Annotated in this window: 21 protein-coding genes and 1 tRNA gene; 11 read left to right on the plus strand and 11 right to left on the minus strand. The window is 40.0% G+C overall.

The window, feature by feature from the left end; genetic code table 11:
- Positions 1-34: 34 nt before the first annotated feature.
- Positions 35-1,045, minus strand: coding sequence for a two-component system response regulator RssB (gene rssB, locus M1E86_RS10135; protein ID WP_125893072.1), 1,011 nt, complete (start codon positions 1,043-1,045; stop codon positions 35-37).
- Positions 1,046-1,170: 125 nt separating this feature from the next.
- Between rssB and M1E86_RS10140 the strand changes: the two genes are divergently transcribed.
- The 3 genes from M1E86_RS10140 to M1E86_RS10150 all read left to right on the plus strand — a co-directional run bounded on the left by M1E86_RS10140 (position 1,171) and on the right by M1E86_RS10150 (position 2,842).
- Complete coding sequence (locus tag M1E86_RS10140; protein ID WP_125893070.1) at positions 1,171-1,650, plus strand: YchJ family protein; 480 nt, start codon at positions 1,171-1,173, stop codon at positions 1,648-1,650.
- A 99-nt stretch (positions 1,651-1,749) separates the two neighbouring features.
- Positions 1,750-2,598: a formyltetrahydrofolate deformylase gene (gene purU, locus M1E86_RS10145; RefSeq protein WP_102138653.1), complete on the plus strand. Its 849-nt coding sequence runs from the start codon at positions 1,750-1,752 to the stop codon at positions 2,596-2,598.
- A 159-nt stretch (positions 2,599-2,757) separates the two neighbouring features.
- Positions 2,758-2,842 (plus strand) — tRNA-Tyr (locus M1E86_RS10150).
- Here the strand turns inward: M1E86_RS10150 and M1E86_RS10155 are convergent.
- The gene (locus M1E86_RS10155; protein WP_426099078.1) at positions 2,843-3,718 is read right to left on the minus strand and encodes a LysR family transcriptional regulator; all 876 of its coding nucleotides are present in this window, start codon (positions 3,716-3,718) and stop codon (positions 2,843-2,845) included.
- Positions 3,719-4,276: 558 nt separating this feature from the next.
- Here M1E86_RS10155 and xthA point away from each other — a divergent pair.
- Positions 4,277-5,089 (plus strand): exodeoxyribonuclease III, encoded by an 813-nt coding sequence (gene xthA, locus M1E86_RS10160; RefSeq protein ID WP_213912671.1) that lies wholly within the window; start codon positions 4,277-4,279, stop codon positions 5,087-5,089.
- A gap of 65 nt (positions 5,090-5,154) precedes the next feature.
- On the opposite strand, the gene M1E86_RS10165 is transcribed toward xthA, so the two are convergent.
- Genes M1E86_RS10165 through M1E86_RS10175 form a run of 3 tightly spaced genes read right to left on the minus strand, consistent with a single transcriptional unit; the run spans position 5,155 to position 8,690 of the window.
- Positions 5,155-7,080, minus strand: a complete 1,926-nt coding sequence (locus M1E86_RS10165) for a DNA topoisomerase III (RefSeq protein WP_213912670.1) — start codon at positions 7,078-7,080, stop codon at positions 5,155-5,157.
- Positions 7,081-7,083: 3 nt separating this feature from the next.
- Positions 7,084-8,127, minus strand: coding sequence for a selenide, water dikinase SelD (gene selD / locus M1E86_RS10170; RefSeq protein WP_213912669.1), 1,044 nt, complete (start codon positions 8,125-8,127; stop codon positions 7,084-7,086).
- Between the two features lie 11 nt (positions 8,128-8,138).
- Positions 8,139-8,690 (minus strand): NAD(P)H nitroreductase, encoded by a 552-nt coding sequence (locus M1E86_RS10175; RefSeq protein WP_213912668.1) that lies wholly within the window; start codon positions 8,688-8,690, stop codon positions 8,139-8,141.
- A gap of 470 nt (positions 8,691-9,160) precedes the next feature.
- Here M1E86_RS10175 and sppA point away from each other — a divergent pair, with 470 nt between their 5' ends.
- The 3 genes from sppA (at position 9,161) to pncA (ending at position 12,853) form a co-directional block, all read left to right on the plus strand.
- Positions 9,161-11,017, plus strand: a complete 1,857-nt coding sequence (sppA, locus tag M1E86_RS10180) for a signal peptide peptidase SppA (protein WP_213912667.1) — start codon at positions 9,161-9,163, stop codon at positions 11,015-11,017.
- A gap of 167 nt (positions 11,018-11,184) precedes the next feature.
- The gene (ansA, locus tag M1E86_RS10185) at positions 11,185-12,204 is read left to right on the plus strand and encodes an asparaginase (protein WP_125893055.1); all 1,020 of its coding nucleotides are present in this window, start codon (positions 11,185-11,187) and stop codon (positions 12,202-12,204) included.
- A 22-nt stretch (positions 12,205-12,226) separates the two neighbouring features.
- Complete coding sequence (gene pncA, locus M1E86_RS10190; protein WP_213912666.1) at positions 12,227-12,853, plus strand: bifunctional nicotinamidase/pyrazinamidase; 627 nt, start codon at positions 12,227-12,229, stop codon at positions 12,851-12,853.
- 139 nt (positions 12,854-12,992) lie between these two features.
- Here pncA and M1E86_RS10195 read toward each other — a convergent pair whose 3' ends face one another.
- Both M1E86_RS10195 and msrB read right to left on the minus strand, forming a co-directional pair.
- On the minus strand, positions 12,993-13,298 hold the full coding sequence (locus tag M1E86_RS10195; RefSeq protein WP_125893051.1) for a YeaC family protein: 306 nt from the start codon (positions 13,296-13,298) through the stop codon (positions 12,993-12,995).
- A 114-nt stretch (positions 13,299-13,412) separates the two neighbouring features.
- On the minus strand, positions 13,413-13,826 hold the full coding sequence (msrB, locus tag M1E86_RS10200; RefSeq protein WP_125893049.1) for a peptide-methionine (R)-S-oxide reductase MsrB: 414 nt from the start codon (positions 13,824-13,826) through the stop codon (positions 13,413-13,415).
- Between the two features lie 355 nt (positions 13,827-14,181).
- Between msrB and gapA the strand changes: the two genes are divergently transcribed.
- Positions 14,182-15,177, plus strand: a complete 996-nt coding sequence (gene gapA / locus M1E86_RS10205; protein WP_004911198.1) for a glyceraldehyde-3-phosphate dehydrogenase — start codon at positions 14,182-14,184, stop codon at positions 15,175-15,177.
- Between the two features lie 283 nt (positions 15,178-15,460).
- Positions 15,461-16,342 (plus strand): D-hexose-6-phosphate mutarotase, encoded by an 882-nt coding sequence (locus tag M1E86_RS10210; protein ID WP_125893047.1) that lies wholly within the window; start codon positions 15,461-15,463, stop codon positions 16,340-16,342.
- A 115-nt stretch (positions 16,343-16,457) separates the two neighbouring features.
- Here M1E86_RS10210 and M1E86_RS10215 read toward each other — a convergent pair whose 3' ends face one another.
- From M1E86_RS10215 to fadR, 4 genes are all read right to left on the minus strand, one after another.
- Complete coding sequence (locus M1E86_RS10215) at positions 16,458-17,210, minus strand: MipA/OmpV family protein (RefSeq protein ID WP_125893045.1); 753 nt, start codon at positions 17,208-17,210, stop codon at positions 16,458-16,460.
- Between the two features lie 136 nt (positions 17,211-17,346).
- A complete protein-coding gene (gene alr, locus M1E86_RS10220) occupies positions 17,347-18,426 on the minus strand; it encodes an alanine racemase (RefSeq protein ID WP_213912665.1) in 1,080 nt (359 codons plus the stop codon).
- Between the two features lie 61 nt (positions 18,427-18,487).
- Positions 18,488-19,789, minus strand: a complete 1,302-nt coding sequence (locus tag M1E86_RS10225) for a D-amino acid dehydrogenase (RefSeq protein ID WP_213912664.1) — start codon at positions 19,787-19,789, stop codon at positions 18,488-18,490.
- A gap of 460 nt (positions 19,790-20,249) precedes the next feature.
- On the minus strand, positions 20,250-20,966 hold the full coding sequence (gene fadR / locus M1E86_RS10230) for a fatty acid metabolism transcriptional regulator FadR (protein WP_125893216.1): 717 nt from the start codon (positions 20,964-20,966) through the stop codon (positions 20,250-20,252).
- Between the two features lie 221 nt (positions 20,967-21,187).
- On the opposite strand from fadR, the gene nhaB reads away from it, so the two are divergent.
- Positions 21,188-22,738 carry a sodium/proton antiporter NhaB gene (nhaB, locus tag M1E86_RS10235; RefSeq protein ID WP_125893038.1) on the plus strand — a complete coding sequence of 517 codons (1,551 nt, stop codon included), beginning with the start codon at positions 21,188-21,190 and terminating at the stop codon, positions 22,736-22,738.
- 152 nt (positions 22,739-22,890) lie between these two features.
- Positions 22,891-23,406, plus strand: coding sequence for a disulfide bond formation protein DsbB (gene dsbB / locus M1E86_RS10240; protein WP_125893036.1), 516 nt, complete (start codon positions 22,891-22,893; stop codon positions 23,404-23,406).
- Positions 23,407-23,429: the final 23 nt, after the last annotated feature.

Below are 23,429 nucleotides of genomic sequence, written 5' to 3' on the forward strand. Positions count from 1 at the left end.
TTTAGATTACAGGAATACACATTTTAGGCATTAATTATGTTTCGGGATTAAACATAAGTTTTATTTTCTGACTATTATTACGAATTAAGCACTGCCAAGCATTTCCTTTTACCTCTAAATGATTAGATTGATAAAATTTTAGCGTACCTAAAGGCAGGTTTCTAGGTAACTTAACATGTGTATTTTCTGTCGTTATTTCCGCTTCTAAGCCCGCACTCGCCATAATAATCGATTTATTTTGTGTATTAAAATACCCTAATAATAATGGAAACTGCCCATTAAACCCTGAGTCTTCCAGTAGGTAATTTATTTGATTAATGATCCTATCAATATTGGGTAGTTTTTTGTCTGGATAACTTACCGCACTCTTTAAGAGGTCGTTGAACACCACACGAATCAAAAATGCAGCCATAATACCTTCTTGCGAAGAACGCTCAGTATCAATGCAGTAAAACCCTATTTGGCTGTCTGAAATAGCCGCTAAGTCTAATAATAAGCCAAAGCGATTAGCCTCATTAAGCTGACGATAGTTAATTCGATAACTATTTATAATTTGATGTACTGGCGGTTGTAACTGTTTCAATATTGCCAACATATCTTGCGTATGTTCTTGCATTAACACAGAAATTTGATTAGCGTCCTCCCCATTCAGCGCTGTGAAGCTATTTTGCTCAGGATACAGTGCCGAAAGGAGTGTCACTTTAACTTCATCTAAATTTTTGATTGGTTTTAACAAAGCATCTTTTGCACCTAAACGAAACATTCGGTCTAACTGCGTAAAATCTGTTGTTGCTGTGATCACAATGACTGGAATATCAATATTACGCGCAACTAGCTCGCGCATAAACGCTTCACCATCCATAACTGGCATATTTAGGTCGCATAGAATAATATCGGGATTGATGCGCTCTTCAGTTAACATCTCTATTGCTAATTGGCCATTATCTGCGGTATAGATCTCAAGACCCAGTGTTTCTAGGTAGTTTTTTAAAATTGTACAGAAGGTGATTTCGTCTTCTATTATGAGTACTTTTCTATTTTTCATAAGATACCTACTGCAAGAGCCTAGTTTAATTAACAATACAATTATTCATACGATAAAATCATTTATTCATCATCATTTAAGTATAGTGACTTTTCAATCTTATACTTATTTTTATAGGGAGTGTTATGAAATCACAAGCAGAAGATAAGTGTTGCTGTGGTAACGAAGCACAATTTGTACAATGTTGTGCCCCTTTTTTACAAGGAAAATCAATCCCACAGACGCCAGAGCAGCTTATGCGCTCAAGATATAGCGCTTATGTACAGCAAAATGCCGATTATCTAATTAAAACATGGCACCCTGATTGCCAGGCTCAAGAATGGTATCAGGAAATTACAAATAGTTTTTCGATGACACACTGGCTTGGTCTTCGTGTTATTAGTTCTTCTTATGCCAAAAAATCCAATGAAGCCTATGTCGAATTTTCGGCTTGCTTTATTGATGAAAAAGCTGATCATAAGCAGCTTATTCATGAACGTTCACGTTTTATTAAGATGGATTCGTGTTGGTATTATATAGACGGCATTACGCCCAAAGTTGGTCGCAATGATTTGTGCCCTTGTGGCTCTGGTCAAAAATATAAAAAGTGTGGACATCCAGACTAGTCACCCTTTATTTGATGTCTGTCTAAAAAGGCACACGTAATACTCAACCCGTCATTTTCTTTTTTATATCGCTTTGTTAGTTAAGGATTAGGCTGTTTCATGCAACACAAAATTGTACAGAAGAAAATTCTCAGGACAATTTGCCCTGACGCGAAAGGATTAATCGCGAAAATCACCAATATTTGTTATAAGCATCAACTCAATATCGTACAAAATAATGAGTTCGTTGATCACCACACTGGCCGCTTCTTCATGAGAACTGAGCTAGAAGGTATTTTCAACGATGAGACATTATTAGCTGACCTTGATGATGCATTACCAGTTGGGTCTCAACGCGAATTAAACACAGCGGGTCGACGCCGTATTGTCGTCATGGTAACAAAAGAAGCTCATTGTCTGGGCGACCTACTCATGAAAAGTGCTTATGATGGGTTGGATGTTGAAATTGCGGCGGTTATTGGGAACCACGATACACTAAAGAACTTAGTCGAACAATTTGATATCCCATTCCACCATATTAGTCATGAAGGCCTAACTCGCGAACAACATGACGAAAAAATGACAGCGCAGATTGACCAATATCAGCCTGACTATGTTGTATTGGCTAAATATATGCGCGTATTAACACCTGCATTTGTGCAACATTATCCAAACCAAATCATCAATATTCATCACTCATTTTTACCCGCATTTATTGGTGCCCGCCCCTACCACCAAGCTTATGAGCGTGGCGTAAAAATTATTGGAGCCACTGCGCACTTTGTTAATGACAACCTCGATGAAGGTCCAATCATTACACAGAATGTAATTAATATAGACCATACATTCACAGCGGATGATATGATGCGTGCAGGGCGTGATGTCGAAAAAAATGTCCTCAGCCATGCACTCTATTGGGTCTTAGCTCAACGTGTATTTGTATATGGTAATCGCACTATTATTTTATAAGCCAAAATAGTGGCTTATTTAACAACGATTTGTTGATTTAACAGGCATTAAGAATAAAAAAACAGCAACCAACCATTTTATTGAAAATTAATGCTTTACAGCGGCGCGTCATTTGATATGATGCCGCCCGCTGTCAACGATTACAGCAATTTAAAACCTGGTGGGATACCCAAGCGGCCAAAGGGAGCAGACTGTAAATCTGCCGTCACAGACTTCGAAGGTTCGAATCCTTCTCCCACCACCATCAATTAGTTTCACCTCCTAGTTTATCCACAACTCCCATAAAGCGATTTAACACACTTGAGTGTGATTTTGATTTATAGATATAACACACACTTTTTCCTAATATTTTGTTCAATGATATATAAATCAATGATTTACCAACCAACTCTTCCTCTGGATAATGATCTATAATACCAATGAAATCCCCCTCTTGAATGAAACTTTGGCAACAACCTATATTATCCATTTGTCTCACACTCGTTTTATTATCAACTGTTTCAATTTTTGCCAATAAGTCACTCATCAATGAACTTTTATAAAATGCAGGATCACATAACCATGTACTTTTTTGTAATAGTGTCACCAGGTCATAATTAAATTTTTCATACAGCTCTTTTCTGCAATAAATACCTAATGGTGAGTTTTCTATTATTTTTTGTAATGAAAATCGCTCACTAACCACCTGTTCTGAACTAAGTATAAGTGTATTCCCATCATAATCGACAATTTCATCTACTTCATCATAATTAAACCTTAATATATTTACTTGTACATTATTTTGATGTGCTGATTGATATAAATTAATTAAATGATTTTCCTTCCCCCAGTCATAATAAATATTAGCTTCATTGATTATATAACCCGAAAAATGTTTTTTCGTTATTTCCTTCTCCTGTAAATAAAGATCTCTTAGATCATTATAAAGTTCTTGGCCATCCTTAGTTAATGTCATTCCAAATTTTTCTCGTTTAAAAAGCCGTTTACCTAGGCTTGTCTCAAAGTCTTTGATTGACTTTGCGATGGGAGGTGTCGTACGGTTCATCACTCTTGCAGCCTTACTTAACGAGCCATTCTCAACAACCGCCATAAACGCCTCTAATTTTCTTGAAAAGAACATATCTATGACCCCATTCCGTTTATTAAAATGTTAATCAACATACTTAACTTTCTCATTAATAATTATATTGATTAGCCCATAAATTAATCTATAAAATAAAAAGTCAATCTTGATTTTTTATTGAATGATTAACAATATTTCATAAAAGTATTTTTATAATTTCCATCATTACAAAGCAATATATTATACTGTTTAGATTGATTATTTTTTATGACCCCACTATTAAATCACATTAAAATATAAATAACCAATTGACTTTAAATGAAAATAAAACTAGTTAATATTGAAATTATTAATTTAATTTCAATAGGAAATCAAACTCTAGTACATAGAATAAATTTGACTAACTATGATATTTTTTGATTATTTATATATATTATTATCTTTATATTATGTACTGAGTTTTGACTCTATATTAACAATAGGTCATCTCATGTCTATTGTTATCATAACCACTTATAAATAACCTAATCGTTGAAATATGCTTCGTGGGGTTACAGTATTGCTACCATCTGGTAGAATAAGCATAATAATCATAAAACTAGGTGATAAAAAACCATGAAATTCATATCGTTCAATATCAATGGCCTTCGAGCTCGCCCTCACCAACTCGCTGCAATCATAGAAAAACATCAACCTGAGGTTATTGGCTTACAAGAAACAAAAGTCCATGATGATATGTTTCCTTATGAAGAAGTTAGTCAGCTCGGCTATCATGTTTTTTATCACGGTCAAAAAGCGCATTATGGTGTTGCGCTTTTGACTAAAAATGAGCCTCTTGCTGTCCGTAAAGGCTTCCCTACTGACGATGATGACGCACAGCGTCGTATTATCATGGCTGACATTCAAACTGAACGAGGCCCATTGACTGTGGTAAATGGTTATTTCCCGCAAGGGGAAAGCCGTGACCACCCCACTAAATTTCCGGCAAAAGAAAAATTTTATCAAGATTTACAAAGTTATATTACATCAACGCAAACTGCAGAGTCACAGTTACTCATTATGGGTGATATGAATATCAGCCCAACGGATCTTGATATCGGTATTGGCGAGGTAAACCGCAAACGTTGGTTAAAAACCGGGAAATGTTCTTTTTTACCCGAGGAACGTGAGTGGTTAGCCAAATTATTAGGCTGGGGTTTAGTTGATACATACCGTGCAAAAAACCCTGATGTTTCTGATTGTTACTCATGGTTTGACTACCGTTCTAAAGGCTTTGATGATAACAGAGGCTTACGTATCGACTTACTGCTTGCATCAAATAAGCTAGCAGAACGCTGTATCGCTACGGGGATTGATTATGACATTAGAGGAATGGAAAAACCGTCAGACCACGCACCTGTATGGTCTGAATTTGACCTAACAAAATAATTTTCCTCACGAGGTATAATGCAAAAAGGCGCTTTACGTGCCTTTTATTGTTTTACCAGACTCAACTAATCTTCTTTCTTTTTCGTTTTTTTACCCGTTTTTGCTGGTTTTTTCCCTGTTTTTACTGATGGGGCCGGTAGCTCTCGAAATGCCCTCAAATTTGTAAACTGGCGCGCATGGTGAATTAATTGCATCAAGGTTTCGTTAAGCGGCTGCATAAAGTCATCGTAGCGGGATTGTTTTTCACTAATTTGGGTTAACACTGACTCCCAATGGGCCGTCATATCCGGCAACGTCGCCATATCAGGTAAGACATGGATCAGGGCTCTACCCGCTGGAGAGGAATGGATATAGCGCCCTTTTTTATATAAAAATTGACGTTTGAAAAGTAAATCGATGATCCCTGCACGCGTTGCTTCGGTGCCTAATCCATCCGTTTCTCGCAATACTTTTTTTAATGCTTTATCTTGCACAAAACGCGCAATTCCTGTCATCGCGGATAATAAGGTCGCATCCGTAAAAGGGCGTGGGGGCTGTGTTTGCCGCTCAACCACTTCCCCTTTTTCACACAAAAGCTCATCATTTTTACTCACAACGGGTAGCGGCATACCATCGTTTTCAGCATCACGCTCTTTATTGCCTAGAACAACTCGCCAGCCAGCTTCAGCAAGAAACCGCGCTTTTGCAATAAATTTACCCTTTTCAATTTCGAGATCAATCGTGCACTTACGGTAAACCGCATCAGGCATAAACTGGATAATATATTGACGTGCAATCAGTTGGTAAATTTTACTTTCATTTTCAGTTAGCTTTGTTGCTGCCGTTTTCGCTGTTGGAATGATTGCATGGTGGGCATCCACTTTTTTGTCGTCCCAACAACGGTTTTTTTTATCCAACTCTGTCAATTCAAATTCAGTGAGATCTGGTTGATGTACCGCAATTGCATTCAGTACACTGTGCCGCCCTGCAAAATGTTCATCAGGCAGATAGCGGCTATCTGAACGCGGGTACGTAATTAACTTGTGCGTTTCATACAAGCGTTGGCAAATATCCAACACTTCTTGCGCACTCAATGCATACTTTTTAGCGGCTTCAATCTGTAAAGATGATAAAGAAAAAGGCAACGGTGCAATATCAGATTCTCGCTTATCCTGATATTGCGTCACGATGGCAGGTTTGCCCTCGATACGTGATACTACATGCTCTGCGAGCGGCCGATGGAATAAACGCCCCTCTTCGTCTTGGTAATCAATACAGGAGTCGCTCGGCTGCCATATTGCGACAAAGCGCTCATCCTTTGGCGTAACAATGTGAGCTTTTACCTCGAAATAATCTTTAGGGACAAAGTTTTCGATATCTTCATCTCGCCTGACGACTAGCCCCAAAACTGGCGTTTGCACTCGCCCAACAGAAAGAACACCTTGATACCCCCCCCGTTGGCCTAATAGCGTATAAGCCCGAGTCATATTGATGCCATACAGCCAATCTGCTCGTGCTCTTGCTAAGGCAGAGACGCAAAGAGGAATAAACTCGCGATTTTCTCTTAAACGGTCAATTGCCCGCTCAACCGCTTGAGGATTAAGGTCATTAATTAAACAACGTTTTACTTCTTTGCGTTTTTCAGGATCGAGCTTTAAAAAATCAAGCACTTCGTCCACCAGCAATTGACCTTCTCTATCAGGGTCCCCTGCATGAACGACGGTTGAGGCTTGCTTCAGCAATGTTTCAATGGTTTTTAATTGTTTAGTTACTGCGGAACGGGGCTTCAACTGCCATTTATCAGGGATAATTGGCAGATCCTGAAGATTCCAACGTGCGTACCGAGGCTCATAGGCATCCGGCTCAGCCTGTTCTAAAAGGTGCCCAATACACCATGTTACGGTTTGGCCATCACCACATTGAATAAAACCATCACCTCGTTTATGAGGTTTGGGTAATACATCTGCAATGGCCCTTGCTAGGCTCGGTTTTTCCGCAATAAACAAACGCATAAATTAATCTATCACTTCAACTAAAGGAACATTATCCTGATGGGGTAATAATTTACCGATAGACTGTAACAAAACACCTTGCTGCTGTGCAATCTCTTTAATTTTAGACACTTCGGAAGGTTTTACTGCAATGAGTAGCCCCCCAGAGGTCTGCGGGTCACACAGTAGCTGGCGCTGCATATCATTCATAGGGCCAATAAGATGACCATAGCTGTCGAAGTTACGGGTTGTTCCGCCGGGAACACAGCCGGCTTCAATATATTTTTCGACATCCGCTAATTTAGGAACTTTATTGAAGGAAATTTCAGCACGAACGTTAGAGCCTTCACAAATCTCACTTAAATGACCTAATAACCCAAAACCGGTCACATCTGTCATCGCAGTAACCCCCTCTAAAGGTGCAATGACAGCGCCTATTTTATTCATTTGGCACATGGTTTCAGACGCAAGGTGCTGGTGTTCAGGTGCTAACACGCCTTTTTTCTCTGCGGTTGTTAACACACCGATCCCTAAAGGCTTAGTTAAAAACAGTTCACAACCTGCTGTCGCCGCACTATTTTTCTTCACATATTCAGTATTCACCACACCTGTTACCGCTAACCCAAAAATAGGTTCAGGCGCATCAATGGAATGCCCCCCAGCCAATGAAATACCGGCATCTGCACAGGCAGCTCGGCCACCTTCAATCACTTCTCGAGCCACTTCTGGCGGTAATTTAGCAATAGGCCAGCCTAAAATGGCGATTGCCATGATGGGTTTTCCGCCCATCGCAAAAATATCGCTTATCGCATTCGTTGCGGCGATACGGCCGAATTCAAACGGAGAGTCAACGATCGGCATGAAAAAGTCAGTTGTGCTGATGATGCCAATCCCATTACCTAAATCATAAACAGCGGCATCATCTTTCGTTTCATTACCGACTAACAAATGGGGGTCATGAAATTTTGCTTGTTCTGTGTGTAAGATTTGTTCTAATACTTTCGGTGCAATTTTACAGCCACAGCCTGCGCCATGACTATATTGCGTTAATCTAATTTTTTCAGCCATTATTATTCTCTTTAGAAGTGAGATACAAAACCGGTCATGTCGGGCGTTTGTACTTTTGTTGGTGCTTTAAGCTCTGGTGTTCCTAAATAAAGAAACCCAACAATACGGTCGTTATCTCCACAACCTAGTCCTGCACGAACCACGGCATCTTCTGTCCATGCCCCTGACCGCCATATACCGCCAAAACCCTGAGCTACCGCAGCCATTTGCATCGCCTGCACAGTACAACTCGCAGCAACTAATTGTTCCCATTGTGGTACTTTGGGGTGTTCTTTTAATTTTGCGATCACCGTAATAATTAATGGGGCACGAAAAGGTGCATTACGTGCTTTTTCTTCTACCTCAGCGCCTAACTGCCCTTCAATTGCTGCTTTTTCTAATAGCTGACTGAAGCGTTTAATCCCCTCATTTTGCATAACAACAAAATGCCACGGTTTTAACGCACCGTGATCGGGTGCTCTCATCCCTGCAGCAAGTATGTTATTAAGTTCTTCGCCTTGCGGTGCAGGTGTTGTGAGTCTAGAAGCTGAACGGCGGTTCAACAAAAGGGTTAGAGCATCCATTTTTGTCTCCGTTTAAGAGTAAACTGATATGATAATCATTAAATTAGATAATTATACCCATGCTATCTATTGTTTAAGCTTAAAGGAAAATCGCTTACACTAATACAACAATAACAATGATCCGCCAGGTAAAATTACGTTATAAATTCATTGAATTGTATCATTTGTTATACGTGAAAAATATCATTGAAACATTGTACCGTGCGTATCTTAATTTTGTTATGCATAAAGATAGCCCACAATTGCAACTAATTGTATTGATATAACTTAGATATCAAGCGTTCGATGTGATGATCGGGTAACGGATTTGCTTTTGAGTATATTGTTGTTAATTCGTGCTGCAGGTGGAAATAGTCCAACTGTAGAAAGATATATTTATGTAATATCCAAAAATAGTTTGTGCCATTAATCAACGGTAAACCAATGAAGCCAACACCCTTTGGTGCAAAATATGCAGGATAGGAGAAAACATGCGTCAACTATGGGACATCATCGCTACCATCTTTAGAATCAGCTGGCGAGCACTAAACTTTATTAGGGAATTCGTTTTCAACGCTATTTTCTTAGTATTATTTTTTGTCGTTATTGGGTCGATTACCCTTTACCAAACAGATACTCAACCCGAAAAAAATTATTTTGGTGCTTTATATGTAGATTTGCAGGGCGTTATTGTAGACCAAGTTTCTGCTCCCGACCCATTTGGTCGCATGAGTCGTGAACTGCTGGGGACTTCAAATAGCCGCATGCAAGAAAATTCACTATTCGACATCGTTGACACCATCCGCACCGCTGCAAATGATGACCGGATCACAGGGATGGTATTACGCCTAGATAATTTAGTTGGCGCTGATCAGCCCTCATTAGCTTATATCGGTAAGGCGATCAACGAATTTAAACATTCTGGAAAACAGGTTTACGCCATCGGTAACAGTTATAATCAGTCACAATACTACCTTGCTAGTTACGCTGATGATATCTACCTCACCCCACAAGGGGCTGTTGGCGTGTATGGTTTTGCAACTAATGGCCTATATTACAAGACACTATTAGAAAAACTTAAAGTCAGTAGCCATATATTCCGAGTAGGTACTTATAAATCTGCAGTTGAGCCGTTAATGCGTGATGATATGTCCCCTGAGGCACGTTTAGCCAATAAACAGTGGTTAGATGCCCTTTGGAATAATTACCTCGCAGAAATCGCCAAAAACCGTAATACAACCAGCGCACAAATTTTCCCTGGGGCTGATGCTATATTAGAACAATTACGATCAGTCAAAGGCGATAGCGCGCAGTATGCTTTAAAACAAAAGTTGGTTGATAAACTTTATACCAACGAACAAGTTGAAGACTTACTCAGTAAACACTTTGGTTGGAATAAAGAAGATAAACAATTCAATAATATTAGTATCTATGATTATTCCGCTAAAATAGCAGATACCAATACAAGTCAAGGTGGCAATATCGCTGTAATTGTTGTTCAAGGAGCCATCATGGATGGCCCGCAAACAGCAGGAATTGCCGGAGGCGATACCATCGCAGCACAAATCCGCGATGCTCGCCTTGATGATAATATTAAAGCGATTGTCTTACGTGTTAACAGCCCGGGTGGAAGCGTCAGTGCTTCTGATTTGATCCGCAGTGAACTGGCTTCTGCCCATGCAGCGGGCAAACCTGTTGTGGTTTCTATGGGGGGTATGGCGGCATCAGGTGGTTACTGGGTATCAACGCCTGCGGACTATATTATTGCCAGTCCAAACACATTGACTGGTTCAATTGGTATATTTGGCGTGATCAATACCTTTGAAAAATCCTTAGATTCTATTGGTGTATATACTGATGGTGTATCAACGTCACCATTAGCTGATGTTTCGTTGACGAAAGGGATCAGCCCACAATTTGCAGACATGATGCAAATCACCATTGAAAATGGCTATGAAACATTTATTGGCTTAGTCGCTAAAGCTCGCCATAAAACACCTGCGGAGATAGATAAAATTGCGCAAGGCCGTGTGTGGATCGGGCAAGATGCATTGAAAAATGGCCTTGTCGACCAGCTAGGTGATTTTGATAATGCGGTAGATAAAGCCGCTGAGCTCGCTAAACTCAGTGACGTTAAGTTAGATTGGATGAAGCCCGAACTGACCTTTATGGATCAATTGCTACTTGAATTAACCACAAACGTTCAAGCCGTAATGCCAGATGTGCTACACGTGTTTTTACCTCCTGCAGTCGCGACGGACATCCGCCAGCAAGCTCAATTTTTCTTAAAAATGAATGACCCGCAAAACCGTTATGCTTTTTGCTTAAATTGCGCAGAAATTAATTGATCGCAAAATCCCCTTCAGAACCAATGAAGGGGATTTCTCTCACAACCCCATCAATAACCTTATATCAATCTAATTATTCGTAAGTTAACGATAGTAATACGCTAACAAATACGTCAAAATCCTGATAATCACTCTCCTTCGATAAGTTGGATAAATTAGGTAATAAGATGCAGAAAAAATCCATTTATGTTGTCTATACTGGCGGAACAATTGGCATGCGCCATTCACCACAGGGATATGTGCCGGTTTCCGGTCATTTACAAGCTCAGTTAGCTCAAATGCCCGAGTTTCACCGCCCTGAAATGCCTGAGTTTACGATCCGTGAGCATCAGCCGTTGATTGATTCATCTGATATTACCCCTGAAGATTGGCAGCTTATCGCTGATGACATTTGTGAAAACTACCCACTTTATGATGGGTTTGTCATTTTACATGGCACTGATACCATGGCTTTTACTGCTTCCGCGTTATCTTTCATGTTTGAAAACTTGAAAAAACCGGTGATAGTGACAGGGTCACAAATTCCCTTGGAAGCATTGCGTTCTGATGGGCAGACGAATCTATTAAATGCATTATATTTAGCGGCAAACTACCCCGTTAATGAAGTCGGACTATTTTTTAATAATAAATTATATCGCGGTAACCGTACCGTTAAAGCCCATGCTGACGGCTTTGATGCGTTTAGTTCGCCTAACTGCTCACCACTAATGGAAGCGGGCATCAATATTCGCACATTTAATACATGCCCTGCTCCTATTGGTATCGGTGAATTTAAAAGCCACCAAATTACACCTCAACCTATCGGCGTGGTGACACTTTACCCTGGACTCTCCATTGAGATTGTTCGCAATATTCTTCAGCAACCCGTTAAGGCACTAATATTGCGCTCTTACGGTGTCGGTAATGCCCCTCAGCAACCCGAATTACTCCGTATACTTCGCGAGGCAACGAATCGGGGAATTATTGTGGTGAACCTGACACAATGCATTTCTGGTCGTGTTAATATGGAAGGCTATGCCACAGGTCACGCGCTTGCAGAAGCTGGAGTGATCAGTGGATACGACATGACATTTGAAGCCGCCTTAAGTAAGTTGCACTACTTACTTAGCCAAAATTATACCCCTGCGTTAATCCGTGAGCTAATGCAGAATAATTTACGCGGTGAGTTGAGCTATGCTGATGAATAATAGATAACATACTGAGGACACAATGAAAACAGCTTTACTGTTAGTCGATTTACAAAACGACTTTTGCACTGGCGGGACATTGGCAGTAAATGAAAGCGAACATGTCATTGATGTTGCGAATAAAGCAATCGCTATTTGCCAACAAAAACAGATAGACATCATTGCAAGTCAAGATTGGCATCCCGCGACACACCTTAGTTTCGCAGCTAATTCAAACACACAAATTGGCGAAGTCGGTGAATTAAACGGCATTACACAAGTTTGGTGGCCGATTCATTGCGTTCAAGGTGAACACGGTGCTGAGTTACACTCAAATTTAAATCAATCGCTTATTCGTGAAATTTTCACCAAAGGGAAAAACCCACAGGTTGATAGCTATAGTGCTTTTTTCGATAATGATAAAATTAGCCAAACTCGTCTTCATGCATGGCTACAAGAACACCACATTTCGCATTTAATTATTATGGGAATTGCGACGGATTATTGTGTCAAATTTACTGTACTAGATGCATTAAAACTAGGCTATACCGTGGATGTTCTCGTTGATGGGTGTAGGGGGGTTAATCTAGCGGCTAATGACAGCCAAGACGCCTTAGCCGAAATGCAAGAACAAGGTGCAAGGCTAATTACCTTAACCGACCTACATTAACGCATTTTTATGGACAAGTTTTCTCAATGATCTATTTCCAATGGATATATTCTCAATAACAATATGAGAAAACTTGTTCAGTGACACTGTCACTATGCCGCGCCACATTGAATAAACAAACTATTTTGTAGAATAACCGTTATTCATCATTATGTTGCGGTTTTAAGGTCGCCAGCATTTCACCTTGGAACAACATTTTTAGCTCTTGTTTGCTCTTCATCGTAATTTCACCATTAGTCCCTACCGTCATATGCTCTGGGTCATGGTTATGTCGTGACTGCCACAATAATACCATTTGTAAACTATGTTCTTTCTGTTCCGGTGTTAACATCACCCCATCCGGCCATTTACCGAGTTCAACGGCGGTTACTAGGCGTTCATAAATTTCCGGGGTCATCATTGCCAACAATTGTTCAAGTTGTTCTGGATTAACTTCAACGCTCACGGTAAGGCTCCTTCAAATACACAATTAGCACGTTATTTTGTTTTTCTCGATTTCAGCTAATAGCTGAATCGTTTTTGTTATTCTTATACAATAGCTTCAGCAACCTTCAGCTCTTTATCCACGCGTCTTTTCACCACTATCATCATCAATAAAGCTTAATGATGCTGAATTAATGCAGTAACGCTGACCAGTAGGCTGAGGGCCGTCTGGAAATACATGCCCTAAATGCGCATTACAGTGTTGACAGCGAACCTCAATACGATGCATTCCATGAGAGAAATCCTCAATGTATTTGATAGCCTCTTCATTAACCGGTTGATAAAAGCTTGGCCAACCACATCCTGCATCAAATTTGGTCTCAGACATAAATAAAGGTGTACCACAACATAAACATTCGTACACACCGTCTTTACGGTTATGCAATAATTGACCACTAAAGGGGGGCTCGGTACCGGCTTGCTGTGTAACGTAACGCTGCATCTCATTTAACTCTGAAATATCAATAGGTTGGTTATCTTTATTTGACATATCATACCTACATATTTAAATAACTAGACGGTTTAATGGTTATCATACATCAATTTCAATCAACAAAAAATTAACAACATTTTCTGTAAAACTATTCTAAACTAAGAAGCATCTTACTTTCCGTTTTGATTTGTGAACCGTATCACATATATCACTGATAGATGGTTTCATTATGCCGTACAATCCCGATAATACGTGCGGCTGTATTTGCCGCTGAAGTGGCTGACAAATAAGCAATTGGTGGTATCAGAATTGATTTTTTTCAATAATTGACACGATTCCGCTTGACGGCTGGCAAGGTTTTGGTAACTTTAACTACAACTTAATTCACGAATAAATAGCTGGTGGAAATACTATGACTATCAAAGTAGGTATTAATGGTTTTGGTCGTATTGGCCGTATCGTTTTCCGTGCTGCACAAGAGCGTTCTGACATCGAAATCGTTGCTATCAACGACCTCCTCGATGCAGAATATATGGCGTACATGCTGAAATACGACTCAACTCATGGTCGTTTCAACGGTACTGTTGAAGTTAAAGATGGTCACCTAGTTGTAAACGGCAAAAAAATCCGTGTAACAGCAGAAAAAGATCCTGCAAACCTGAAATGGAACGAAGTCGGTGTTGACGTCGTTGCTGAAGCAACAGGTATCTTCTTAACTGATGAAACTGCACGTAAACATATCCAAGCAGGCGCTAAGAAAGTTGTTCTCACTGGCCCTTCTAAAGATGATACTCCTATGTTCGTTATGGGTGTTAACCACAAAGCTTACGCAGGTCAAGAAATCGTTTCTAACGCATCTTGTACAACTAACTGCTTAGCTCCACTGGCTAAAGTTATCAACGACAAATTCGGTATCGTTGAAGGTCTGATGACGACTGTTCACGCAACAACTGCAACTCAAAAAACAGTTGATGGCCCTTCGCATAAAGACTGGCGTGGTGGTCGTGGTGCTGCTCAAAACATCATCCCATCATCAACAGGTGCAGCTAAAGCTGTAGGTAAAGTTATCCCTGAACTGAATGGCAAACTGACTGGTATGTCTTTCCGTGTACCTACGCCTAACGTTTCTGTTGTTGACTTAACTGTTCGTTTAGAAAAACCAGCAACTTATACTCAAATCTGTGATGCTATCAAAGAAGCAGCAGCAGGCGAGCTGAAAGGCGTTCTGGGTTACACTGAAGATGACGTTGTATCAACTGACTTCAACGGTGAAAAACTGACTTCAGTATTTGATGCTAAAGCTGGTATCGCACTGAACGACAACTTTGTTAAATTAGTTTCTTGGTATGACAACGAAACGGGTTACTCTAACAAAGTATTAGACCTGATCGCTCACATCTCTAAATAAGAGCTGTCGCGTAATCTGTCTAACTGAGCCGCCAATTGGCGGCTCTTTTGTACCGTATCCAATAACAATTAACACTTCATATTTTCTGCTATATCGCTTATGGTTGATCTCTCATTGGATACGCTATAAACACAACTTATTTTAGAATGAATACTATTCACTGCGGCTTTAAGTATGCTGGGCAGATACTCTAAATAATTCAAGTGAACGAACACCGTCAACAATGCTGCAGTTTAATGTATGACGAGTATTCACTCTGTTCCATTAACACAGGCCTAATACCATGCACGATAAACTTTTTGCATTACCGGTCATCAAACAAATCTCCGCTTATATCACTCAACGCCAACTTGATGAGCTTCCACTCATTGTTATCTCGCATCCCAAGGTGCGTGGGGCCGTCAGTTTACAAGGCGCCCAACTTATTGATTGGCAACCTGCAGGGCAAAAACCTTGCTTATGGCTAAGTTCTGAGAGCGCTTTTAAAGAAGGTGTTGCTATTCGTGGCGGTATTCCTATTTGTTGGCCTTGGTTCGGTCCTGTTGCCAGCCCTAGTCATGGTTTTGCTCGAATTCTACCTTGGCAATTTACTGCACATAATGAACATGAAGATGGTGTTATTTTAACCTTCACATTAACAGATACAGAATATACCCGTAAATTATGGCCCCATGAGTTCACTCTGATCCTGCGTATGAAACTAGGTGAAACGTGCGAGCTTGAACTAGAAAGTTATGGGGACTTCGAAACGACTGCCGCATTACACAGTTATTTTAATATCAGTGATATTCAAAAAGCCACTGTCTATGGGTTAGGTGGCCACTATTTCGATAAAGTTGCAGATAAAGAAGTTTATGAAAATGAGCCACTAAAGTTTAATAAACATACCGACCGTATTTATTCAGAGCCAGAAGAATATAGCCTCTTACGTGATGATGGATGGGCCCGTACAATAGAAATTCACCATTACCATAATAGTGATGTTGTTTGTTGGAACCCTTGGGCGGAATTATCATGCAGTATGGGCGATATGCCAAATAATGGCTACAAACAGATGGTTTGTGTAGAAACAGCAAGGATCAACGTCCCAATGAAAAGTGATGCGCAGCACCCTGCCCGCCTTTCATTAGTGATGGTCAGCCGCGATAATAAGCCGCAAGATTAATTATTCATTCTAAACATATAAAATCTAAGCTCATCAAATTTCTAGATAGATAAAATTAGCCCCTGACAATCATCATGATATCAGGGGCTATTTAATTTACTGTTCTATAACGAACTTAGAATGTGTAAGTGACGCCCGTCCACATAATGGCAGAAACATCTTTATTTACCATTGGGCTATCTTTCACTTCACTTGGCAGGCGGTCAACACGGCCCATTGCGAATACCGTCCAATTTTCATCAAAGCGGTAATTTCCTGTCACTTCAACGTATGGTGTCCAACTTGAACCTGGGTTATAGCGTTTTAAACCGCTATTACGTGATTCTTTTGAAGACACGCCATATTCATAACGATTTTGGTTCTTACTATCCCATTTAATACCAAGGCCCGGAGTGATTGACCATTTGTCACCTTCAAAGCCATATAGGTAGGCAAACTCACCACGAATACCATTACTGATACCTAAAATATCACCAGAAATATTCGTTCTCAGCGTACCCCAATCAGCTTTATGACGATAAGTCAGCCCCGTCATCACCGTATCACGGCGGCGGTCTAACTCGCGCATCGCTTTATCATCATTATCTTTAGGTTTAAAAAATTGTGGATAATAATAAGCATCTAATGAGAGTTGGTCTTGCTTATCGTTCCATAGGTAGTAACCCGCAGCTAATGTATGAAAATAGAAATTCTCGCTGTCATAATTAACAATAGGTACTGGCGTGACATAATCACGGCTCTTAATTCCTTTATAAGGTGTTGATTGCGCTAATACCGAGCCACCAACAGACCAAGTTCCAGCAAAAGCGGTCCCAGATAACACACTCAAAGCCACCGCAAATGTCGTTAATTTAATTGCTTTTGACATATTATATTTAACCTAAAAATAATGAGAAATAGATCACATACTATATGTATATTAATATAGTTACAATCCAAACATTCTTAACCAAAATCACACTTAAAGCCAAATTTTCACTATTTTTAGCGTGACTGATTAATATTTATTCTACTTTATTTTCATAAGAAACAGGAACTCTTTTCGCGAGTGCGCAAAGTAGCTCATAACCAATGGTGCCAGCTGCTTGTGCCACCTCATCAACAGGTAAATTTTGCCCCCATAATTCCACTCGCTCACCCAGTTTAACATCGTCACAATCACTGATATCAATGGTCAGCATATCCATCGAAACCGCCCCCAGTAGTGCACAACGCTTTCCTTTGCACCATACTGGTGTTCCATTTGCAGCATGCCGAGGGTAACCATCGGCATAACCACACGCCACTGTCGCAATACGCATCGGTTTAGTTGATGTAAACCGGCTGCCATAACCAATTGATTGACCTGCTGGAATTTCATGGATAGCAATCACTTCTGATTGTAATGTCATCGCTGCCTTCAAGCCCAACCCAGATATATCAGTAGATTTTCCACTTGGAGACGCACCATACAGTAAAATCCCCGTACGGATCCAATCATATTGCGTATGTTTATGCCACAGTGTTGCCCCTGAATTTGCGATACAGGTTTCTAAAGATAAGTGTTCAAATTGCTGGATTTGTTGAAAAGGCTCAGCAACGCCGGTTTTGGTATCTGAATTAGCAAAGTGACTCATTAACGTTAAACTACGTACATTCGGCATTTTAGATAACCGTCGTACGACATTTTCGTAATCGTTCGGTGGAAAACCTAACCGATTCATTCCACTGTTTAGCTTAATATAGACTGAAATCGGTGATGATAATTGAGCATTCTCAATGGCAAATAATTGCCACTCACTATGCACGCTTGTCGTTAAATTATATTGATCAATCAATTGCAAGTCTTGAGGCTGGAAAAAACCCTCTAACAATAGAATTGGCCCTTTCCACCCTTCTTTTCTCAATAAAATGGCCTCATCAAAATCTAATACCCCAAAGCCATCCGTTTCTTTTAGCGCAGGCCAAATCTGCTTGATGCCGTGACCATAACCGTCTGCTTTCATAACTGACCAAATTTTTGATTTTCCAACATGTTGCCGTACGACAGACAAATTATGTTGTAAATTTTGTAGATGAATAACAGCACTTATTGGACGCGGCATTTAAATTCCTTAATACATTTAATTAATTCTAAAATTACAATGATACAAAAACATCAAATACTTAGCGCGCTGGTGTTAAATCACCCTGCGTAACCAACTTGGTATTAAAACCATCAAGATATCTAAATACCGATAGATCATCAGACGCTATTTCTGGTGTATTCCCTGAAATGATATCTGCCAGCAACTTCCCTGCACCACAAGCCATTGTCCAACCCAGTGTCCCATGCCCAGTATTTAAATATAAATTACCGTATGCTGTCGGCCCCACTATTGGAGTACCATCTGGTGTCATTGGACGCAGGCCCGTCCAAAATTGTGCTTGTTCGATATCACCGCCGCCTTGATACAAATCTTGTACCACCATTTTCAATGTTTCGCAGCGTTTTTTCAGTATATTCAAATTAAAACCAACGACTTCAGCCATTCCACCGACGCGAATACGCTCATCAAATCGCGTTACTGCAATTTTGTATGTCTCATCCAAAATGGTGGAGGTTGGCGAACGCTGATCATCAATAATCGGCATGGTTAATGAATAGCCTTTAAGCGGGTAGACTGGGATTTTAACCAGACTTTGTAACATTGAGGTAGAATAAGAGCCCATTGCAACGACATAGCGGTCTGCTTGCAAAATTTCACCATCAATTTTGACGCCAGTCACCTTATTACCTTCAGTTAAAATCTGCTCAACATGGCCACCAAATTTGAATTTAACGCCTGAGTTTTGTGCCATTTTGGCTAGTTTTTTAGTAAATTGCTGACAATCCCCCGTTTCATCATTCGGTAACCGCAATCCACCGGTAAGCTTATGCTTAACAAATTCTAACGCAGGCTCGGCTTTAACGAGTTCATTTGATGTCAGTAATTCGTATGGAACCCCTTCTTGCTGTAAGACCGCAATGTCATTAGCCGCATTATCAAACTGCTCAGCAGTACGAAAAAGCTGTAAAGTCCCCCCTTGGCGGGCTTCATATTCGATACCCGTATCCGTTCTTAATTGACGAATACAATCACGGCTGTATTCTGCAATACGAACCATACGGCTTTTATTCATTGCATAATGTTGGATATCGCAATTTTTTAACATCTGCCACATCCAACGCAGCTGAAATAGCGTGCCATCTGGACGTATCGCTAAAGGGGCATGTTTTTCAAACATCCATTTCACTGCTTTAAGGGGGATCCCAGGTGCACCCCATGGGGTTGCATATCCAGGAGATATTTGCCCTGCATTAGCGGCGCTTGTTTCTTCTGCCACATCATGTTGTCTATCCACCACTAGCACTTCGTGCCCTTCTTGTGCTAAATACCACGCGGTTGTCACACCGATCACGCCTGCGCCTAACACTAGAATTTTCATCGCTTCCCCACAAAGTAAAAGTCTGCACCATTTCTTTTAGGATAATATTCTAGAAATTATTTGCCAATGTGGTGAATTAACACTTTTAACAATACAGTTAAAAAATTTAAATTTCGTCACATTTGATTTACATGCCGATATTAAATCCCAGTTCAAAATTCAAACAGAAAATTAATTGATTTAAATTCAATAAGATAAAAAAAATGCAGTTTTAATTATTTTTTAATTTAGAATTTTCTATCGATTCACGTGAGGTGCCCAATAAAACCGATTTATTTTATTAAACTAAGAAGAGGGAATTTGACGGTATTAAATACCAATAAATAAACAAAGATTGGTTTTTCACTTCATTCAAGTGAACAATGGCTATTTGGCCAAAATCTGTCAATGATTAATGATAAAAAACCAGCATACTGATATAACACAATATGCTGGCCTAACGGGATTAAACGTCCGTTAACTAGCGGCTTTGAGCTAAATCAGAAGGCATATTGCTTTGCATACTATGCCAAATTATTCCGCTTTCTTTACCATAGTTACGCACACAATCCATAATACGATCATAGGCTTGCTCACGACAAAGATGGCTTAATTGTTGATAAAAATTCAACGCTAAGCGCCTCGCTTCAGGGTTTGAAAAATAATAGCGGCCAACACGGGTATACAACCCTCTTAAACCGTTAATAATCAAACCATAAATTGGGTTACCGGATGCAAATGCAAGCCCACGGAAAATGTTATAATCCAAATCACTGAATGCATCTGAATTATCTTCCACTTTTTCCCGCCCAGCTAACACCTCTATTGATTTCTCTGGGTTATTTCGAAAGGCAGTGCGAATAAAAATTGCCGCAATATTGGTACGTACTGCCAATAAATTATCAATGAGTTGCGGTACTCTATCGTGATCAAGCCTAGCCAGTGTCTCTAAAATATTTAGGCCAGACGTTTCCCAATAGTTATTCACTTTCGTTGGTTTACCATGCTGAATGGTTAACCAACCGTCACGAGCCAAACGCTGTAACACTTCACGTAAGGTTGTTCTTGTTACACCAATTAACTCCGAAAGCTCACGCTCAGCGGGTAAAATTGAACCTGGTGGAAAGCGGTTGTTCCATATGCTCTCAATAATATACTCTTCCGCGAAACCGGCCGGACTTTGAGCTTTAATAACCATATTTTTATTATTCCAAACATTTAGACGGATATTGAGCAAATCATACCAGATTGTCATCACCTGATATAGTTAGACTAAAAATAAAGGGTGAAGCAAATCATATAATTTCCATATAATTCATACGCTCTCAATTAGCAAATAAGCTTAAAATCTGTCAGAGATAAGAGTAGTATGTATAACACAGTACACGACATCCGCATAAAAGAGGATAACGAACCATAATGGATTTTAGTTTAAAAACAGCTTTTTTGAAAAATTTTCTGGGAAATTCGCCTGATTGGTACAAATTAGCAATTATTATATTCCTAATAATTAACCCTATTGTCTTTTTCTTTATCAGCCCCTTCGTTGCAGGCTGGCTATTAGTTGCTGAATTTATATTCACACTCGCAATGGCACTTAAATGTTACCCATTGCAGCCTGGCGGTCTTTTGGCCATAGAGGCCGTTCTCATTGGTATGACTACACCAGCTCAAATTTCACATGAAATTAGCAATAACCTTGAAGTTATCTTGTTACTGATTTTTATGGTAGCGGGTATCTATTTCATGAAGCAATTGCTTTTGTTTGTTTTTACCAAACTGTTGATAAACGTGCGTTCTAAGCGCATTCTTTCCCTTGCCTTTTGTATCGCGAGTGCATTTTTATCTGCATTTTTAGATGCATTAACCGTTATTGCTGTGGTCATTAGCGTTTCAATTGGTTTTTATTCTATCTATCATCAGTATGCTTCTAACCAACCCAGCAGCACTGACCTACAAAATGATGGTTTCATTAACAGTGCAGAGCAGAAACAGACCCTTGAGCAGTTTAGGGCTTTTTTACGAAGCTTGATGATGCATGCAGGTATTGGTACCGCGCTTGGTGGTGTCATGACCATGGTGGGTGAACCACAGAACCTTATCATTGCAAAACATGTCAATTGGGACTTCATTACCTTCTATATCCGTATGGCTCCTGTAACCATACCGGTTTTTGTTTGTGGTTTAGTCGTCTGCTTTGTTGTTGAAAAATTTAAACTATTTGGCTACGGTGCTGAGCTTCCAGACTCTGTTCGCCAAATTTTGACTGAGCACGATAAAAAACAGACCGCTAAACGTACCAAAAGAGATCTTGCACAGTTAGTCGTTCAAGGATTAATTGGTATTTGGTTAATAGTCGCCCTTGCTTTCCATTTAGCTGAAGTTGGTCTGATTGGCTTATCCGTTATCGTACTTGCTACCGCATTTTGTGGGATCACAGAAGAGCATGCATTAGGTAAAGCCTTCGAAGAAGCGTTACCTTTTACCGCGTTATTAACGGTCTTCTTTAGCATTGTTGCTGTTATTATTGACCAGCAATTATTCACCCCATTTATTCAGTTTGTGTTGCAATCCTCTGAATCATCGCAACTCTCCTTATTTTATCTGTTTAATGGCTTACTCTCTGCTGTATCAGATAACGTTTTCGTAGGGACAGTTTATATTACTGAAGCTTTAAAAGCGGCAAATGACGGGTTGGTGTCAACGGAACAATACCAGTTTTTAGCCGTGGCAATTAATACAGGGACTAACTTGCCTTCTGTTGCGACACCTAATGGCCAAGCTGCCTTCTTGTTTTTATTAACATCCGCGTTATCACCGCTGATCCGTTTGTCTTATGGTCGCATGGTTTGGATGGCGCTGCCATATACCATCGTAATGACAATTGTTGGGCTATTAGGAGTCGAATTCTGGCTAGTACCAATCACACATTGGATGGAAAGTATTGGCTTGATAACATTCGCTCAGTAACTATACTTTAAAGCAATTAGCCGTCCCCCAATACGGCTAATTGTAATATTAGGTAAAGCCCTATCTAAAAATTGCATAATTTCACTTTAATTACTTTTTTTATCGGTGCGATAGAGGCAAAATGGGCGCATTACTCAATTAGGATACTAAGTATGTTCAGATTTTTTAACTACTGCTCACAAGGAAGAGGCGCTTGGCTACTCATGGCCTTTATTGCCTTTATGCTCGAGTGTGCGGCTTTATACTTTCAGCATGTTATGAAGCTACAACCATGCGTTATGTGTATCTATGAACGCGTTGCATTACTTGGCATTATGGTTGCTGGCATAGTTGGCGCAGTAGCACCGCGAAACATGGTGATACGCTGGGTTGCCATGCTTATTTGGGTTTACTCTGCTTGGCGCGGTTTAGATCTTGCATGGGAACATACCATGCTACAGCTTTATCCTTCCCCATTTGCCTCTTGCGATTTTTTTGTTAATTTCCCTGATTGGTTACCATTACAAGAATGGGTGCCTGCAGTGTTTGAAGCGACAGGTGACTGTGCCGTTAGGCAGTGGGCATTCTTAGGGCTAGATATGCCACAGTGGTTAATTGGTATCTTCGCGGCTTATCTCTTAGTAGCCATCATTGTTATCATCAGCCAATTTTTCCCAGCCAAAAAATAGTCATTAAGGCCCCAAATGTTACG

It is taken from the genome of Providencia sp. PROV200, assembly GCF_049901995.1.
GTDB classification, from domain to species: domain Bacteria; phylum Pseudomonadota; class Gammaproteobacteria; order Enterobacterales; family Enterobacteriaceae; genus Providencia; species Providencia rettgeri_E.

Coding starts and splice junctions, on each gene's coding strand:
- rssB (WP_125893072.1), bottom strand. CDS start 1,045: ATGAAAAATAGAAAAGTACTCATAATAGAAGACGAAATCACCTTCTGT.
- M1E86_RS10140 (WP_125893070.1), top strand. CDS start 1,171: ATGAAATCACAAGCAGAAGATAAGTGTTGCTGTGGTAACGAAGCACAA.
- purU (WP_102138653.1), top strand. CDS start 1,750: ATGCAACACAAAATTGTACAGAAGAAAATTCTCAGGACAATTTGCCCT.
- M1E86_RS10155 (WP_426099078.1), bottom strand. CDS start 3,718: ATGTTCTTTTCAAGAAAATTAGAGGCGTTTATGGCGGTTGTTGAGAAT.
- xthA (WP_213912671.1), top strand. CDS start 4,277: ATGAAATTCATATCGTTCAATATCAATGGCCTTCGAGCTCGCCCTCAC.
- M1E86_RS10165 (WP_213912670.1), bottom strand. CDS start 7,080: ATGCGTTTGTTTATTGCGGAAAAACCGAGCCTAGCAAGGGCCATTGCA.
- selD (WP_213912669.1), bottom strand. CDS start 8,127: ATGGCTGAAAAAATTAGATTAACGCAATATAGTCATGGCGCAGGCTGT.
- M1E86_RS10175 (WP_213912668.1), bottom strand. CDS start 8,690: ATGGATGCTCTAACCCTTTTGTTGAACCGCCGTTCAGCTTCTAGACTC.
- sppA (WP_213912667.1), top strand. CDS start 9,161: ATGCGTCAACTATGGGACATCATCGCTACCATCTTTAGAATCAGCTGG.
- ansA (WP_125893055.1), top strand. CDS start 11,185: ATGCAGAAAAAATCCATTTATGTTGTCTATACTGGCGGAACAATTGGC.
- pncA (WP_213912666.1), top strand. CDS start 12,227: ATGAAAACAGCTTTACTGTTAGTCGATTTACAAAACGACTTTTGCACT.
- msrB (WP_125893049.1), bottom strand. CDS start 13,826: ATGTCAAATAAAGATAACCAACCTATTGATATTTCAGAGTTAAATGAG.
- gapA (WP_004911198.1), top strand. CDS start 14,182: ATGACTATCAAAGTAGGTATTAATGGTTTTGGTCGTATTGGCCGTATC.
- M1E86_RS10210 (WP_125893047.1), top strand. CDS start 15,461: ATGCACGATAAACTTTTTGCATTACCGGTCATCAAACAAATCTCCGCT.
- M1E86_RS10215 (WP_125893045.1), bottom strand. CDS start 17,210: ATGTCAAAAGCAATTAAATTAACGACATTTGCGGTGGCTTTGAGTGTG.
- alr (WP_213912665.1), bottom strand. CDS start 18,426: ATGCCGCGTCCAATAAGTGCTGTTATTCATCTACAAAATTTACAACAT.
- M1E86_RS10225 (WP_213912664.1), bottom strand. CDS start 19,789: ATGAAAATTCTAGTGTTAGGCGCAGGCGTGATCGGTGTGACAACCGCG.
- fadR (WP_125893216.1), bottom strand. CDS start 20,966: ATGGTTATTAAAGCTCAAAGTCCGGCCGGTTTCGCGGAAGAGTATATT.
- nhaB (WP_125893038.1), top strand. CDS start 21,188: ATGGATTTTAGTTTAAAAACAGCTTTTTTGAAAAATTTTCTGGGAAAT.
- dsbB (WP_125893036.1), top strand. CDS start 22,891: ATGTTCAGATTTTTTAACTACTGCTCACAAGGAAGAGGCGCTTGGCTA.